The 14,225-nt window shown below is 71.4% G+C and carries 11 protein-coding genes, 1 pseudogene and 2 CRISPR repeat arrays; of the genes and pseudogenes, 5 read left to right on the top strand and 7 right to left on the bottom strand.

The features are described from left to right. Positions 1 to 19: 19 nt before the first annotated feature. From EV372_RS09710 to EV372_RS29395, 4 genes are all read right to left on the bottom strand, one after another. Positions 20 to 253 (bottom strand): BldC family transcriptional regulator, encoded by a 234-nt coding sequence (locus EV372_RS09710; RefSeq protein ID WP_486484122.1) that lies wholly within the window; start codon positions 251 to 253, stop codon positions 20 to 22. Positions 254 to 353: 100 nt separating this feature from the next. Beyond that, a complete protein-coding gene (locus tag EV372_RS09715; RefSeq protein WP_130395748.1) occupies positions 354 to 629 on the bottom strand; it encodes a hypothetical protein in 276 nt (91 codons plus the stop codon). Continuing rightward, on the bottom strand, positions 626 to 874 hold the full coding sequence (locus tag EV372_RS09720; RefSeq protein WP_253795572.1) for a hypothetical protein: 249 nt from the start codon (positions 872 to 874) through the stop codon (positions 626 to 628). Before EV372_RS09720 ends, EV372_RS09715 begins: the two co-directional genes overlap by 4 nt. 175 nt (positions 875 to 1,049) lie before the next feature. Beyond that, positions 1,050 to 1,472, bottom strand: a complete 423-nt coding sequence (locus EV372_RS29395) for a hypothetical protein (protein WP_253795574.1) — start codon at positions 1,470 to 1,472, stop codon at positions 1,050 to 1,052. 225 nt (positions 1,473 to 1,697) lie between these two features. On the opposite strand from EV372_RS29395, the gene EV372_RS09735 reads away from it, so the two are divergent. The 3 genes and pseudogenes from EV372_RS09735 (at position 1,698) to EV372_RS09745 (ending at position 3,821) form a co-directional block, all read left to right on the top strand. After that, a complete protein-coding gene (locus EV372_RS09735; RefSeq protein ID WP_130395751.1) occupies positions 1,698 to 2,549 on the top strand; it encodes a DUF5753 domain-containing protein in 852 nt (283 codons plus the stop codon). A gap of 26 nt (positions 2,550 to 2,575) precedes the next feature. Next, positions 2,576 to 2,782 carry a DUF397 domain-containing protein gene (locus tag EV372_RS09740; RefSeq protein ID WP_130395752.1) on the top strand — a complete coding sequence of 69 codons (207 nt, stop codon included), beginning with the start codon at positions 2,576 to 2,578 and terminating at the stop codon, positions 2,780 to 2,782. Positions 2,783 to 2,943: 161 nt separating this feature from the next. Then, positions 2,944 to 3,821, top strand: a pseudogene (locus EV372_RS09745) (IS5 family transposase). A 173-nt stretch (positions 3,822 to 3,994) separates the two neighbouring features. After that, positions 3,995 to 4,572: direct repeats of the CRISPR family, unit length 29 nt; unit sequence GGGACCATCCCCGCGTGCGCGGGGAGCAG. Between the two features lie 201 nt (positions 4,573 to 4,773). On the opposite strand, the gene EV372_RS09750 reads toward EV372_RS09745, so the two are convergent. The 3 genes from EV372_RS09750 to EV372_RS09760 form a co-directional block, all read right to left on the bottom strand. Continuing rightward, complete coding sequence (locus EV372_RS09750; protein ID WP_130395754.1) at positions 4,774 to 5,880, bottom strand: methyltransferase domain-containing protein; 1,107 nt, start codon at positions 5,878 to 5,880, stop codon at positions 4,774 to 4,776. 253 nt (positions 5,881 to 6,133) lie between these two features. Next, a CRISPR array of direct repeats spans positions 6,134 to 6,529; the repeat unit is 29 nt; unit sequence GGGACCATCCCCGCGTGCGCGGGGAGCAG. Positions 6,530 to 6,700: 171 nt separating this feature from the next. After that, positions 6,701 to 8,242 (bottom strand): type 1 periplasmic-binding domain-containing protein, encoded by a 1,542-nt coding sequence (locus EV372_RS09755; RefSeq protein WP_130395755.1) that lies wholly within the window; start codon positions 8,240 to 8,242, stop codon positions 6,701 to 6,703. Positions 8,243 to 8,270: 28 nt separating this feature from the next. Then, the gene (locus tag EV372_RS09760) at positions 8,271 to 10,316 is read right to left on the bottom strand and encodes a hypothetical protein (protein ID WP_486484123.1); all 2,046 of its coding nucleotides are present in this window, start codon (positions 10,314 to 10,316) and stop codon (positions 8,271 to 8,273) included. Positions 10,317 to 10,639: 323 nt separating this feature from the next. On the opposite strand from EV372_RS09760, the gene EV372_RS09765 reads away from it, so the two are divergent. Continuing rightward, positions 10,640 to 12,400, top strand: a complete 1,761-nt coding sequence (locus EV372_RS09765) for an ABC transporter ATP-binding protein (RefSeq protein ID WP_197044393.1) — start codon at positions 10,640 to 10,642, stop codon at positions 12,398 to 12,400. Next, positions 12,397 to 14,193, top strand: coding sequence for an ABC transporter ATP-binding protein (locus tag EV372_RS09770; RefSeq protein ID WP_372497258.1), 1,797 nt, complete (start codon positions 12,397 to 12,399; stop codon positions 14,191 to 14,193). Before EV372_RS09765 ends, EV372_RS09770 begins: the two co-directional genes overlap by 4 nt. Positions 14,194 to 14,225: the final 32 nt, after the last annotated feature.

Raw genomic sequence — 14,225 nt, forward strand, 5'->3', positions numbered from 1 at the left:
CGTGGCCGCTTGCGCGGGTTCAGGCGGTGGGCCGCTGATCGGCCCGGAGCAGTCGGCGGACCTCGGCCGGGACGAAGCGCAGGTGGCCGCCGGGGGTCCGCACCACGGGGATGCGCCCCTGTGCGACCCACCGGTTCACGGTCCTGGGGTTGACCCTGAACAGGTCGCCCACCTCGGCCACGGTGAGCAGGGAAACGGGCAGGTCCGCATGGGATGCGTGGGGCTTACGGGGTGTGTGGGGTGTCTTGGGCACGGTTGTCCTTCGTCGGGGGTGGAGGCGGGGCGAGAAGCAGGAGGTGAAGGGTGGAGGGCCGCGCGCCGGGGGGCTCGGGGCCGCCCGGCGCGCGACCGGTTCAGGGAGTGCGCTGCCGGGGGATGACCGGCGGCTTCTCCAGCGGTGACCTCCATACGACCGGGTGGAGGCGGTGGTGCTCCCAGGGGGTGCGGCACACGCGGACCTGTGTGCCCTGCTGGGCTCCGTAGACCTCCTCGTGCTGCCAGGTCGAGCCCAGGTAGCGGACCCTTACCCCGTGGGCGCGCGCCCAGGCGTGCAGAGCCTCCCTGCTCTCGACCTCGCGCACCTCGAACACGGTCCTGGCTTCGCGGCGCGGCTCGGGTACGGCGGTCATGGCTGACGTTCCTGGCGCTGGTCGGCCTCGCGCAGTTCGTGCGCGGCCTGGGCGGCCAGGCGGGCGAGCTTCTCCAGGGCGGCGATTCGCGCGGCGCGGCCGTGTGTACTCCAGCCCGGGGAGAGGTCGACGTGGCAGGCGGCCACGGCCAGGGAGGCGAGGGAACCGGAACCGTTGGCCTCGCGGCACAGGCGGACGTCGTCGCACGTCAGGTCCGTGACGGTGACGGCGGTGGTCGCGGACATCATCGCTGCGCCTCCCGGAGTACCTGGTGTGCGGCGGTGAGCACGATCGGAAGGGCGCCCGTGGCGACGCTGACCCATGCCGTGGGGAGCACGGTCAGGAAGGGGCGGGCGCGGCGGCTGCGATGACGATGATCGCGGCGGTAATCGCGATGAAGCGGCCGGAGGGTGAGGGGGTTCACACGCGCACCCCCTCGACGGTTCGGGCGGCCTGGATGGCCTGGGCGGTGTGGGCGGTGTGCCACTGGCGGACCACGGCGGCGAGGTCGGTGAGGTCACCGGGCGGGCGCGGTGGCGGTGCGGCCGGGGCGATGACGTGCAGGATGTCGCCCGCGAGGCGGTCGGGAGCGGGTCGCTTGTCGGCTCGTTCCTGTTCCCATGCCCGGTAGTAGGGCGGGATCAGGTCGCGTTCCACAGGGGGTTCGACGGGCTCCGGAGGAGGGGGCGACGGGTCCTGCCACTCCCAACGGCGGCGCACGGGCGGGCGGCGGCGCGGGGCTTGGGTTCGAGCGGGAGGCGGCGCGGACCGCGTGTGGCGGCCCCGGGCGGGCGGGGCTATCGCCCGCCACAGCATGACGAAGAACTGGATCAGGTAGCGCACAGGGCGCCTCCTCAGTCGGGCGCCGGATGGGTGGTCCGGCAAGGGCACTTAGGTGCCTCCATGGTGACCCATCGTCACTGAATCTGCAATATCCATCTGACATGAATAATAAGATCTAAGTGAACCCGTCGCTACATGTGGGTGGTGCGAAAAATGTCTGCTTCGCGTGCACGGAGCGTAGGATCGAAGGCCAAGAAGCCCGCCCGACCAAGGAGTCCTGCGCCGTTGCCCGCCTCCCCCACGTTGAGAAGAAAGCGCCTGTCGCGGCAGCTCGACGCGCTGCGCGAGGCGAACCATCTGACCGTGGACGCCGCCGCGAAGAAGGCGAAGGCGCTCCGTCCAGACCGGCCGTGGTCAGCCGCCAAGATCACCAGGATGGAAAACGCGGACTGGAAGAGACTCCACACCGATGACGTCCTCACGCTCCTCGACGTCTACGGGGTGACCTCCAAGGAGGAGCGCACCTCCTACGTGCGCACCGCGACGGAGGCATCCCAAACGGGCTGGTGGACCAACTACGGCGACATCTTGGGCGCAGGTCTCTACGTGGACCTGGAGACAGAGGCGATCCGTCTTCGCACCTACGAGTGCCTGTACATTCCTGGCCTGCTACAGACCGAGGAGTATGCGCGCGCCGTCATCAGCGCTGGCACCTCGGACGAACGAGAGATCGAACGCCGGGTCGAGGCGCGCATGATGCGGCAGACCTTGCTGGAGCACGGGCAGGGTCCGAGGCTGTGGGCGATCATCGACGAGGCGGCCTTTCACCGGATTCCGCCTGAGGTCGTGGACGGACAGATCCAGAAGCTCCTTGACGCACAGCTGCCGTCGCGACGGGTTCAGATCCAAGTGCTGCCCTACAGCGTCGGTCCGCATGCCGCGATGACGGGCCAGTTCGTCATCATGGACTTTCCCGCTGACCCGAGCACTCTCTACCTCGAACAGGCCATGAGCAGTTTGTTCCCCGAGGATTCAGTGGTCCTGGAACACTATGAGGGTCTGTATGACCGTGTACACGCGCAAGCGCTGTCCGTGGATGACTCGCGCCGCTTCATGCAGGAACTCATCACCAAGTAACCGCCCGGTACCGGTAGAGGACGCCGATGCTTACCCACACCCACAGCTCCACCCACCTGACCTTCCGCAAGTCGAGCTACTCCTCCGCGCAGGGCGAGAACTGTGTGGAGGTCGCGGACCTGCCCAGCGGTGCTGCGGTTCGCGACAGCCAGAACCCTGCTGAGGGACACCTGGCGTTCTCCTGCATTCAGTGGACGGCGCTCCTGGGGACTGTGCGCTCCAGCAGCCTGTAGACCGCCCACGAAGAAGGCCCCCGACGACGTGCGTCGAGGGCCTTCCCCGTGCTTATACCTAAGCACCCGCCACGGAGTGTACTCGTGTTCGCGTCCTTTCGACTAGGCACTGTTTTGTAGAAGTGGGTGTGTGGTGGGGCCTGCTCTGACAGGGTTGTGTCATGGCCGGTCGTCATGAACTCTCCGATGCCGAGTGGGCCCTGCTCGCCCCGCTCATGCCCGCCGACCCTCACAAGGGCAAGAAGTGGGCCGACCACCGCAAGGTCATCAACGGCATCCTGTTCCGCGCCCGCACCGGCATCCCCTGGCGGGACCTGCCCGAACGCTACGGCCCCTGGGAGACCGTCGCGGGCCGCCACCGCCGCTGGTCCATCGACGGCACCTGGCAGAGAATCGCCGACCGGCTGCGTATCGACGCCGACAGCGGCGAGGAACTCATCGTCGGCATCGACTCCACCACGGTGCGGGCCCACCAGCACGCCGCCGGAGCGGCGAAAAAGGGGAGATAGCGCGGGACGAACCGGACGGGGCCGAGGCCCTGGGCCGCTCCCGGGGCGGGCTGACCACCAAGGTCCACCTGCTCGCCGACTCCCGCCTGCGGCCCCTGGTGCTGGCCACCACGCCGGGCCAGCGCGGGGACAGCCCGATGTTCGAGCCGTTGATGGCCGCGTTGCGGTTGCCCCGCAGCGTGGGCAGGCCCAGGACCCGCCCGGACCGGGTCCTGGGCGACAAGGCCTACTCCAGCCGCGCCAACCGGGCCCACCTGCGTCGGCGTGGGATCAAAGCGACCATCGCCCAACCCCGCGACCAGCGCGAGCACCGCAAACGCAAAGGGTCGGCGGGCGGCAGGCCCCCGGCCTTCGACCGGGCGGCCTACCGCGACCGCAACACCGTCGAGCGGTGCATCAACCTGCTCAAGCAGAACCGGGCGGTCGCGACCCGCTATGACAAGCGGGCCGTGATCTTCGACGGGACCGTGCAGGTGGCCTCGATCCGGATCTGGCTTCGAGACCTGACCCGTTCAAAAAACAGTGCCTAGGTACCGACCCCGGGAGACGAGCCTGTACGAACGAGACACGGTCACGCCGGGTCCGTTGCCAGGCGGGTGGGCTCATCAGGCCACACCTGGTGGCTTGTGGCGGTCACGATGAGCCCGAAGTGCTCCCGTCCCGACAGCCTCATCCACCCCCAGGAGACGGAGCACCCTTGATCAGGACCATCCCCGCGTGCGCGGGGAGCAGATCCGCCGGATGGCGTTGCCCGCCCGGTCCAAGGGACCATCCCCGCGTGCGCGGGGAGCAGTCCAAGGTCCCGACGACGTTCTCGCCCTCAGCGGGACCATCCCCGCGTGCGCGGGGAGCAGTCCCAGGACGGCTTGACCCAGCCCTCCGGCCGGGGACCATCCCCGCGTGCGCGGGGAGCAGGCCTTGGCGAGGAGCGCCATGACCTGGCGGAGCGGACCATCCCCGCGTGCGCGGGGAGCAGACGAGCCGGTCGCGGGTCACGTGTGGGAGGTCGGGACCATCCCCGCGTGCGCGGGGAGCAGACAAGGGGGCCGACGCAGGCCCCGCAGGAGAGGGGACCATCCCCGCGTGCGCGGGGAGCAGGGGTACCGGATCAAGCTTCCGGCCGCCTCCGAGGGACCATCCCCGCGTGCGCGGGGAGCAGGCCCGCTCCCACCGGTCCATGTACAGACCCGGGGGACCATCCCCGCGTGCGCGGGGAGCAGCCCTCGTTGGAGGACAGCCAGTGGTGGGTTTCGGGACCATCCCCGCGTGCGCGGGGAGCAGACTCGCTGAACTGGGAACTTACCAGCGGCAAGCAGCCGAATTTCCAACTTCCCGAGAAACAGACATTCCACCCACAAAGCTAAGCCCGAGCCAACTGATGGTTCCACAGAAAGGGCTGACACGCTCATCCTGCTCAACAGGGCTGCAATCATCGGACCACCTCCTCGTCCACGCCCCTTGAAGACGAAGCAGAAAACCCCCTCAGAGCGCGACGGGGTGCTCCCAGCACTGGTCGATCGATGCGCACGTCACCCGGTAGGAAACCCGTTCGGGACCAGCCTCCAGAGTGAAAGCGCCTAGTGCGGGCAATCCCGCATCCTGTAGCCGCCGGTAGGCGTCCGCCAGCTCAACGCTCAGAGAGCGGTTGCCGCCTCCGGTCACAGTGCCGTCCGGCCACAGATATGCCCACGCCGAACCGGCGCCCAGCCACACGATCCGTCCCGGCTCGCCTTGAAAGGGACGCGACCCGGTCCCCAGGCGCACCCCAGGCAGCATGAGCATGAGTTGAGTCATCATCCCCGAACCGATGAGCTCCACTGACCCGACAGGAAAGGGGTCCAGGGGCGTGCGTGGTTGTCCGAGACCGGGGAAGGGCAGATCGCCCGAACGCTGTGTGCGGTCACGCATGAAGGCGGCCTCGCGCACGAATGCTCCCGCCGCACGCTTCCCGTCCACCATGAGAGCGGTGATCGGAGTGCTGTGCGCGGCCGGGTGAGGACTCCACGGAAGCACGAGCGAGGCACCCTGGTCTGTGGCGGCAAACCATCCTTCCGGTATCCGGGTCGCCGCGCATGTGGCGATGACCGCGTCGTAGACCTCCCCGGCGGGTGGGCCAGCAGCAGTGCGGACGATGACGCCGGTCCCGGTGAGCCGCTCTCGGGCCAGCGCGGCCACAGCAGGGTCGATCTCGATACTGGTGACCGACCCCTTCCCTCCAACCAACTGGGACAGGATCGCGGCGTTCCAACCAGTGCCGGTGCCGATTTCCAGCACCCGCATTCCCGCGCCGACTCCGGCCGCGACCATCATGTCCGCCATGACCTGAGGGGCCGACGACGATGAACTCGGTTCGTTGCGAGGACCGCTCCCGCCGTCGTTAGCTTGGGTGGTGACCGCGTCAGTGCCGTAGACGAGACGCGTCCACCGATCAGGGTCGGCGGTCCGGTACAGCGGCAGACCGGTCGCGTCGGGCCAGACCATGTCGGGGATGAAACGGTGACGAGGGTGCGCGGCGAACGCTTCACGAACCGGCTCTGGAGTGTCAAGGCGGTCCACCAGGGCTGAGTGAAGCGCGTCGAGATCCGTCACGTCTCTCCCGTTCCCTTGCAGCCGCTACACGTGACCATTTGGCGATGTGTCCATCCGCCGCCGCTACCGTCACCGTCGGACTCAATCACTACGGTGCCTTCACCTTTGCCCATTGAACACTGAGCCACGAAGCTCCCCTGCCGCGTTCAGAGGGTGGGAACCCTTCGTATGTACACGAACACGGCGGCTCGGTCAGGCGTATGGCTGAACCCGACCACAGCGTGGCCCTCCCCCCCCGAAAATTCCGAATTCTGGGGCCACCCCCGCGTGCGCGGGGAGCAGGTGGCGCGTGAGGTATTTGCAGCTCACCCCGAGGGACCATCCCCGCGTGCGCGGGGAGCAGCCCGGCGGCTACACCCAGCCCACCCTCCCCGGGGGACCATCCCCGCGTGCGCGGGGAGCAGATGCCCAGGCCCAGCTGGGAGCAGCCGGACCTGGGACCATCCCCGCGTGCGCGGGGAGCAGCAGCCGGGCGTCCCCCGAGTGGGTGAGCTGGCCGGGACCATCCCCGCGTGCGCGGGGAGCAGCTGGTGGTGCCCATGGTCATGAAGTACGTCCCGGGACCATCCCCGCGTGCGCGGGGAGCAGTCTGAGACCGTCCTGGAGATCGACCGTGCGCAGGGACCATCCCCGCGTGCGCGGGGAGCAGACTCGCTGAACTGGGAACTTACCAGCGGCAAGCAGCCGAATTTCCCACTTCCCGAGAAACAGACATTCCACCCGCAAAGCCGAGTCCTATCCAACCGATGATTCCACACAGGCCCACGCGTTCACCGTGCCGAACGGGCACACGATCAGCGAGCCGCCCAGAACCAGGAAGTCACACCCCTGCGGCACCACCGATGACGTGCGGGTGGACCCTGGGCTCCTCCCCCTCCAGGGGCAGCTCGACCACGGGCACGTACCGCCCGACCGCCTCCCCGCCGTACTCGTCGCTGTAACCGAGGGTCCCGCCGCCCGCCCGGACCTCGTGGGCGCTGTTGAGCAGCATCAGCTGGGACGCCACCTCCTCCGCGGTGGGCGGCCCGCCGTCCAGGTCCATCCCGTTGGTCATCCGCACCGCACTGGCCGCCACGGCGAACGCGTCGTGGTTGACCAGGGCGTATCCGTTGTTGAGGGCGTCGGGGTCCTCGTCCCCCACGTACTCGTGGAAGGCGCTCACGAACGACGCGTAGTGCGGCGGCGCGTTCTCGGGGACCCGCCCCGTGCTCCAGCGCGGATCGACCGACGAGGCGTAGACCAGGGTGATGTCCCCGTCGCGCAGGTAGCCCATCACCTCCTCGTCGTCCACGGCGGTCAGGCCGATCACGGAGAACAGCACCCGGAAGGGCTGGTCGGCGCAGGCCCGGCTGGCCAGGGAGGCCAGGAACTCCTTGAGGTCGGGAGCCCGCCCCGCGAAGAGCACCGTGTCGGTGTCCGAGGCGCACACGTTGAGGGTCACCGTGTGGAACAGGCCCGCGCGCGGCGGGTCCCCGACGGTCGTGCCGGTGTACTCCTGGGGGTGCCCGGTGATGTACACGCCGAGCTGGTTCTCGTAGGCCTCGCGCAGGGAGGAGACGAACAGGTCGGGTTCGTTGGCGTCGTAGACCAGGCTCGCCCGGGGCGCCTCCTCCAGGTCGTCGAGGTAGGCGCGCAGCGCCCGCACGTACTCGGTGTTGCTGGGCGCGGCGCGCATCAGGCCCGGCGTCTCGGGATGGGCCAGTCCGTCGGCGGTGACCGCGGCGGAGACCATGGGGATGCCGTGCACGTCGAGGCGTGCGGCCACGTCCCGGGTGGAGCTGACGCTCACCCCCATGCCGACGACCGCGACGAGGGGGTTCTCCTCGTCCCCGGCCATGGCCACGAGTTCGTCCACCACCGGCTCCCAGCTCTCCTGCTGTCCGCCCATGTTCGCCAGGTGGAGCTGGATCGCCGGGCTCTGGTCACCGAAGTGGGGAGTGTGGTTGGCCCGCATCTGGGCGGTGTGGGCCCCCTCCAGTGACCTGACCATGCGTATGGGGTCCATGGGGCTGACGTCGCCGAAGGTGAGCGTGCCCAGGAGGGCGATCCGCACGACGTGCCCGTCCGCCTCCTCCGCCACCCGGGCGTTCTCGCGGGCGATGTCGGCCTGCACCTCGGCGTACTCCTCGTGGTAGACGTACGACCCGTCGGTGACGCCCACACACTGCCCCTCGGACAGACGCACGCCGCTTCCGGGCCCGCCGCAGGTGAACACGTCCCAGTAGAGGGCGACCGGGACCAGCAGCAGGAGCGCCAGCGCCGGAACGGCCAGCTTCCACCACCGCCGCAGCCACCTGCGTACGAGGGAGCCCGGTCCGCCGGGCACGTGCGGGGACAGGGGCGCGTCGTGGGGGCCGGTCATGGTCGTCCCTTCTGTGGTGGTCGGTAGCTCACGCCTTGGCGCCGAACTTGGCGACCAGCCGCAGGTGCCACGCCGCCTCGTCGAAGATGTGCGCGGCTCCCTTCGGCGTCCGTCCGGCGAGGTCGTTCAGCGCCATGTGGCAGACCGAGTGCAGCGCTCCGGAGCGGAAGAGGTCGGGGTCGTTGAGGATCTGGCGGGCCGCGACGAGCTTGAGGACGGTCTCGGTCTCCTCCGCGCCCTCGGGGTCCGCGTGCCGCTGCCAGGTGTGCGTCCACGCGTCCAGGAGCGGGAACGACGGGCGGACCCGCAGGGGCGCCGCGGTGACGGCGCGCAGCAGGCGGACCCACTCCTCCCCGCCGATGTCGGGGGCCTTGAGCCAGCCCTGGAGGTGCCAGGCCACGCGGGTGAGCTGTCCCGCGCAGAGGCGGTGGTAGATCGCGCACTCGGCGGAGCGCCGGTTGTCGGACTCCCCGCTCTGGTAGTGGTCGGCGAGCCTGCGGTGGACGGCGTCCCAGTCGCCCGGGGCTCCGCTCGGGCGCCGGGCCAGGCTGCGGGACAGCAGGCGGCGCAGCACGGTGGTCGTCTCCGGGGCCGCGCGGTCCCACAGGGGGTATTCGAGGAGGCGGTCCTCCTCGACGCGTTCGGTGAGTCCGCCCGATCGGTTCAGCCACAGCCCCGCGTCGGCGTCCCTGGCGGCTGAGCAGGTGACCAGCGCCTCCCGCAGGCGCTGGTCGAGGCGGTCCGGATCGACGCCGAGGGCCGTGGCGAGCATGCCCTCCTCCACGGTCACGGCGGACTCCAGCTTGGTGACCGGGTCGACGGGGCGGTGGGCGAGCGCGGCGTGCAGGCTGGTGCCCCGGACCGCGACCCAGGCGTCGGCGAGCTGGGCGGTGGTTCCGGGGTGCCCTCCGGTGAAGTCCGCGAGGATGTCGACGATCTCGTTCGAGACGTGGCCGCTGCCCTTGGCCCGGGAGCGGGCGCGCGAGAACAGTTCGCCGACGGCGCGCCGGTCCAGCGGCTCCAGGGCCGAGAGGCGCATGTACTGCCGGGTGTCCTCGTAGAACCGCTGGAGGGGCACGCCGTCGACCGTCTCGGACGTGGTGGCGACCACGGTGAGCGGCTCCGGGAAGCCGACGCCGCCGAAGAACCCGCTCCGCGCGAAGGGCGCCGGGACCTCGGCCAGGGACCGCAGGAGCACGGGCCCCACGCCCCGGTCGGCGTTGTCCAGCAGCAGGACCGGGGTGGGCTGGTAGCCCACGCGCCTGGCCGCGTGCTGGAGGTCGGTGAACAGGGCCTCGCTCAGGAAGCGGGCCACCTTCTCCCGGTTGGAGATACGCGACACCGCGTCCACGGCGTCGGGCTCGCGCGCCTGGAGCCACAGGTGGTAGAAGGAGTCGGCCACCTGTTCCCGGGCCTGCCCGCCCTGGCCCTGGGCGCGCATCCACTCGAAGACGCGCTCCAGGACGCGGGCGCCCACGCCCGACACGGCGGCGGCCCACCGGGCGAGGTCGACGGGCAGCGGGTCGACGCCGACCAGCTCGGCGGGCGGGATGAGGTCGCCCGCCTCGCTCAGGAACCTGCTCAGCCGCCCCATGCCGCTGGGCCACACCTGGTCCACCAGGGCGGTGATCTCGGCGTGCGCCCGGTCGTTGCGGCTCCTGATGTCGCCCTCGTCGGCCGGTTCCCCGTCGGGGTCGATCTCCAGTCGGATGGTGATCAGGCTGATCCAGAGCCGGGGGAACTGGAGGCGTCCGTAGTAGCGCAGGGCGCGGGCCAGGCCCCTCTCCTGGTGGGAGGAGATCGCGGCGAAGGCGTCGGGGACGCTGGAGTGGTACCTGACGTCGGCGAGGTCGAGGTGGGCGTGGGGGACGCCGAGCCTCTCCAGTTCGCGGGCCTTGTGCAGGGCGAAGTGGGACTTGCCGTACCCCCGGGGACCGTGGACGAGCAGGATGGGGCGTCTGCGGCCCGGCGGCCCCGACCAGCCGGGGTCCACGAGTTCCTTGTAGCAGACGGCCTGCGCCTCCTGCCCGACCGGTGTCTCATGACCGTCCGGCACCTGCGCGCCATTCGCCACGACCCGTTGGCCTCCCTTTGTTCGCTCCCGTTCCGGTCCACCACCGACATATGATGCGCGCTCTCGCCGGATTTATGGCTTTAGCCGGTTTTCGTGACGCACGCGTTACAAGAATCATCCACACATGGGAATTCTGTTTCTTTTGTGAAAACTGATATTGATGTTTCTGTTGTTACTGATGAGGCTTCTAAGGGCGCGCGCAAGGGCCGGACTCCTGAGTCGTCCACAGAAGGCGGATGCGCCTTCCGGAGCGACGGCGGCCCTGTTTTCCTGAAGGAGGCAGAGCGAGAACCGCTGATCCGACGATCCGAACGGAGGGCTCCGTGACCGGGACGGCGACCGCCCCCAGCACACACGCCACCGCCCCGGGCCCGCGTTCGCGCGTGCCCGAACCCGGGACGCCGGACGCCCGCGGCCCCTGGCGCTACCTGTGGTGGCTCATCGCCTCCCAGCCGTGGAGGGTCCTGGCCGGAGCCTGCTGGGGAACCGTCTGGATGATCGGCCTCATGGCGACCCCCTACCTCCTCTCCCGCGCCGTGGACGACGGCCTGCGCGCCGGGGACCGGGGCGCCCTCCTGCTGTGGGCGGGCGCGCTGGCGGGCGCGGGGATCCTCAACGCGGCCGTGTCGATCATGCGGCACCGCACCATGACGCTCGTGCGGATGGACGCCTCCCTGCGGACCATGCGCGTGGTGGCCAGACACGCGGCCCGGCTGGGCGCGGCGCTGCCCCGGCGGCTCTCCTCCGGGGAGCTGTCCACCGTCCAGGCCCTGGACGTGGGCCGGATCGCGCAGATGCTCACCATGACCGGGCCGGGGGTCGGCTCGGTGATCGCCTACGCCTCGGTCGCCGTCCTGCTCCTGACCGTGTCCCCCCTGCTGGCGGCGGTCGTACTGGTCGGCGTGCCTCTGCTCGCCCTCACCCTGGGACCGCTGCTGCGCGGCCTGCGCGGCGGGCAGAGCGGCTACCGGGAACGGGAGGGACTGCTGACCGCCCTGGCGGGCGACATCGTGGCCGGGCTGCGCGTGCTGTCCGGCATCGGCGGCAGGGAACGGTTCGCCGCCCGGTACCGGGAGCGCTCGGCCTCGCTGCTGCGCCAGGGGTACCGGCTCGGCGCGGCCAACAGCTGGTTCGAGGCGGTCAGCTCCTGCCTGCCGGTGGTCTTCCTGGCGGCCGTCACCTGGATCGCCGCCCGGCTCGCGGTGGCCGGGGAGATCACCGTGGGGGAGGTGGTCGCCGTGTACGGCTACGTCGCCGTCCTCATCATGCCGGTGTTCTTCCTGGTGGAGGCGGCCAGCGACCTCACCCACGGCCACGTGTCGCTGGTGCGGGTGGTGCGGGTGCTGCGGTCCGGGCCCTCGCTGCTGGAGGGCGGCGGCGCGGCTCCCCCGGAGGGGCCCGCCGAACTGGTGGACCCCGGGAGCGGAACCCGGGTGCCGCCGGGGTCGATGACCGCCCTGGTGCCGCTCCGGCCCGGGGACGCGGCACCGGTGGTGGACCGTCTGGGCCGCTACACCGACTCCGACGCCACCTGGGGCGGAGTGCCGCTGCGCGACATGGACGTGGAGAGGGTGCGCGACCGCGTCCTGGTCGGCGACAACGAGGCCTACCTGTTCGCCGGTCCGCTGCGCGAGGTGGTCGCGGTGCACGGCGGCCGCACCGACGAGGAGGTCATGGAAGCACTGCGGACGGCCGGGGCGCTGGACGTGGTCTCGTCCCTGCCCGACGGGCTGGACTCGGCGGTGGAGGAGCAGGGCCGCAACCTGTCCGGCGGGCAGCGCCAGCGGGTGCGGCTGGCACGCGCGGTCCTGGCCGAGCCGGAGGTGCTGCTGCTGGTCGAGCCCACCTCGGCGGTGGACGCGCACACCGAGGCGCTGGTCGCGGCCCGGCTGCACGAGGCGCGCGAAGGGCTCACCACCGTGGTCGCGGGCACCTCGCCGCTGCTGCTGGCGCGGGCGGACCGGGTGGTGCTGCTGGATGAGGGGCGGGCGGTGGCGGTGGGCACGCACGGGGAGCTGGTCGCCACGCGGCCGGACTACCGGGCGCTGGTCCTGCGCGGAGCGGACGAGGGGAACCGGTCGTGAGTACGGAAACCGGCGGGAGCACCGGCGGCGGGCGGAGGACGCGCACCGGGGAGGAGGGACGACGGCTGCCGGTGGCGGAGCCCGCCCAGGCGCGCCGGGACGCCTGGCGGCTGGTGTCGGCCGACCGCGCGGGACTGGCCGCGACGCTCGCGCTGACCTGCCTGGCCAGTGCGGCCGGGCTGGCCGGACCCTACCTGCTGGGCCGGATCATCGACCTCCTGGAGGCCGGGCGGGCCACCATCGCGGTGGTCGACGGACTGGCCGCCGCCGTCCTGGCCTGCGCGCTGGCCCAGCTGGTGCTGACCCGGTACGCGCGGCTGGGCGCGTTCCGCTTCGCGGAGCGGGCGCTGGCGCGGCTGCGCGAGGAGTTCGTGGACCGGGCCCTGGCCCTGCCCGCCCGCGTGGTGGAGCGGTCGGGCACCGGGGACCTCACCAACCGGGCGTCCGGCGACATGGGGGTGATCGCGACGACCCTGCGCGGCGCCGTCCCCGACGTGTTCCCAGGCCTGTTGCAGATCCTCTTCCTGCTGGCGGCGGTGTTCTGGCTCAGCCCGTCCCTGGGCGTGCTGGTCCTGGTGGTCGTGCCCCCGCTCTGGTGGGCGCTGCGCTGGTACCTGCGCCGGTCGCGCGCCGCCTACCTGGCGGAGGGGGCGGCCGCCTCGACCGCCTTGGCGGGGGTGACCGCCACCGCCGAGGGCGGGCGCACCGTGGAGGCGCTGGGGCTGCGCCGGGAGCGGGTGGCCCGTACCGACCGCGACACCCTGGAGCTGTACGGGGCGCGACGCCGCACCCTGCGCCTGCGGTCGGTGCTGTTCCCCGTCGCCGACGCCGCGTTCTCCCTGCCCGCCGTGGTGGTGCTGCTCGGCGGCGGCCTGCTCCACCTGGAGGGCGGGGTGAGCCTGGGGGTGGTGGTGACCTGCTGCCTCTACATGCGGCAGATGGAGGAGCCCGCCACCGGGATCATGTACTGGGTGGAGCAGTTGCAGCGGGGCGGGGCGTCGTTCGCGCGGGTGCGCGGCGTGGGGCGGGTGGCGGCTCCGCTGGGCGCGGCCCCCGCACCCGCCGACGACCGGATCGAGGTCCGCGGCGCCCGCTACGCCTACACGGCGGGTACGGACGTCCTGCGCGGGATCGACCTGACGGTGCGGCCCGGCGAGAGGCTGGCGGTCGTGGGCCCCTCGGGGGCGGGCAAGACCACGCTGGGGCGGCTGCTGGCCGGGGTGGACGCGCCGGACTCGGGGAGCGTGCTGGTGGGCGGGGTGCCCGTGGCCGACCTGGGCCCGGAGGAGCTGCGCCGCCGCATCGTCCTGGTCAACCAGGAGCACCACGTGTTCGCGGGGACGCTGCGCGAGAACCTGGCCCTGGCCTCGGAGGAGGCCGACGACGCCGACCTGCTGTCCGCGCTGGAGGCGGTGGACGCGGACTGGCCGCGGGAGCTGCCGGAGGGGCTGGACACCCCGCTGGGCGCGGGCGGTACGGCGCTGGACGCCGCGGCGGCACAGCAGCTGGCCCTGGCCCGGGTGGTGCTGGCCGACCCGCACACGGTGGTGCTCGACGAGGCCACCTCGCTGCTGGACCCCACCACCGCCCGGGCCGCGGAGCGCTCCCTCGCGGCGGTACTGGAGGGCAGGACGGTGATCGCGATCGCGCACCGGCTGCACACCGCGCACGACGCCGACCGGGTGGCGGTGGTGGAGGACGGCCGGATCACCGAACTGGGCACCCACGACGCACTGGTGGACGCGGGAGGCGCCTACGCGGCCCTGTGGAGATCCTGGCACGGCACCGCCTGAGTCCCGGACGCGGAGGCCCTTCGCGGTCGGAC

Source organism: Nocardiopsis sp. CNZ308 (assembly GCF_004217075.1).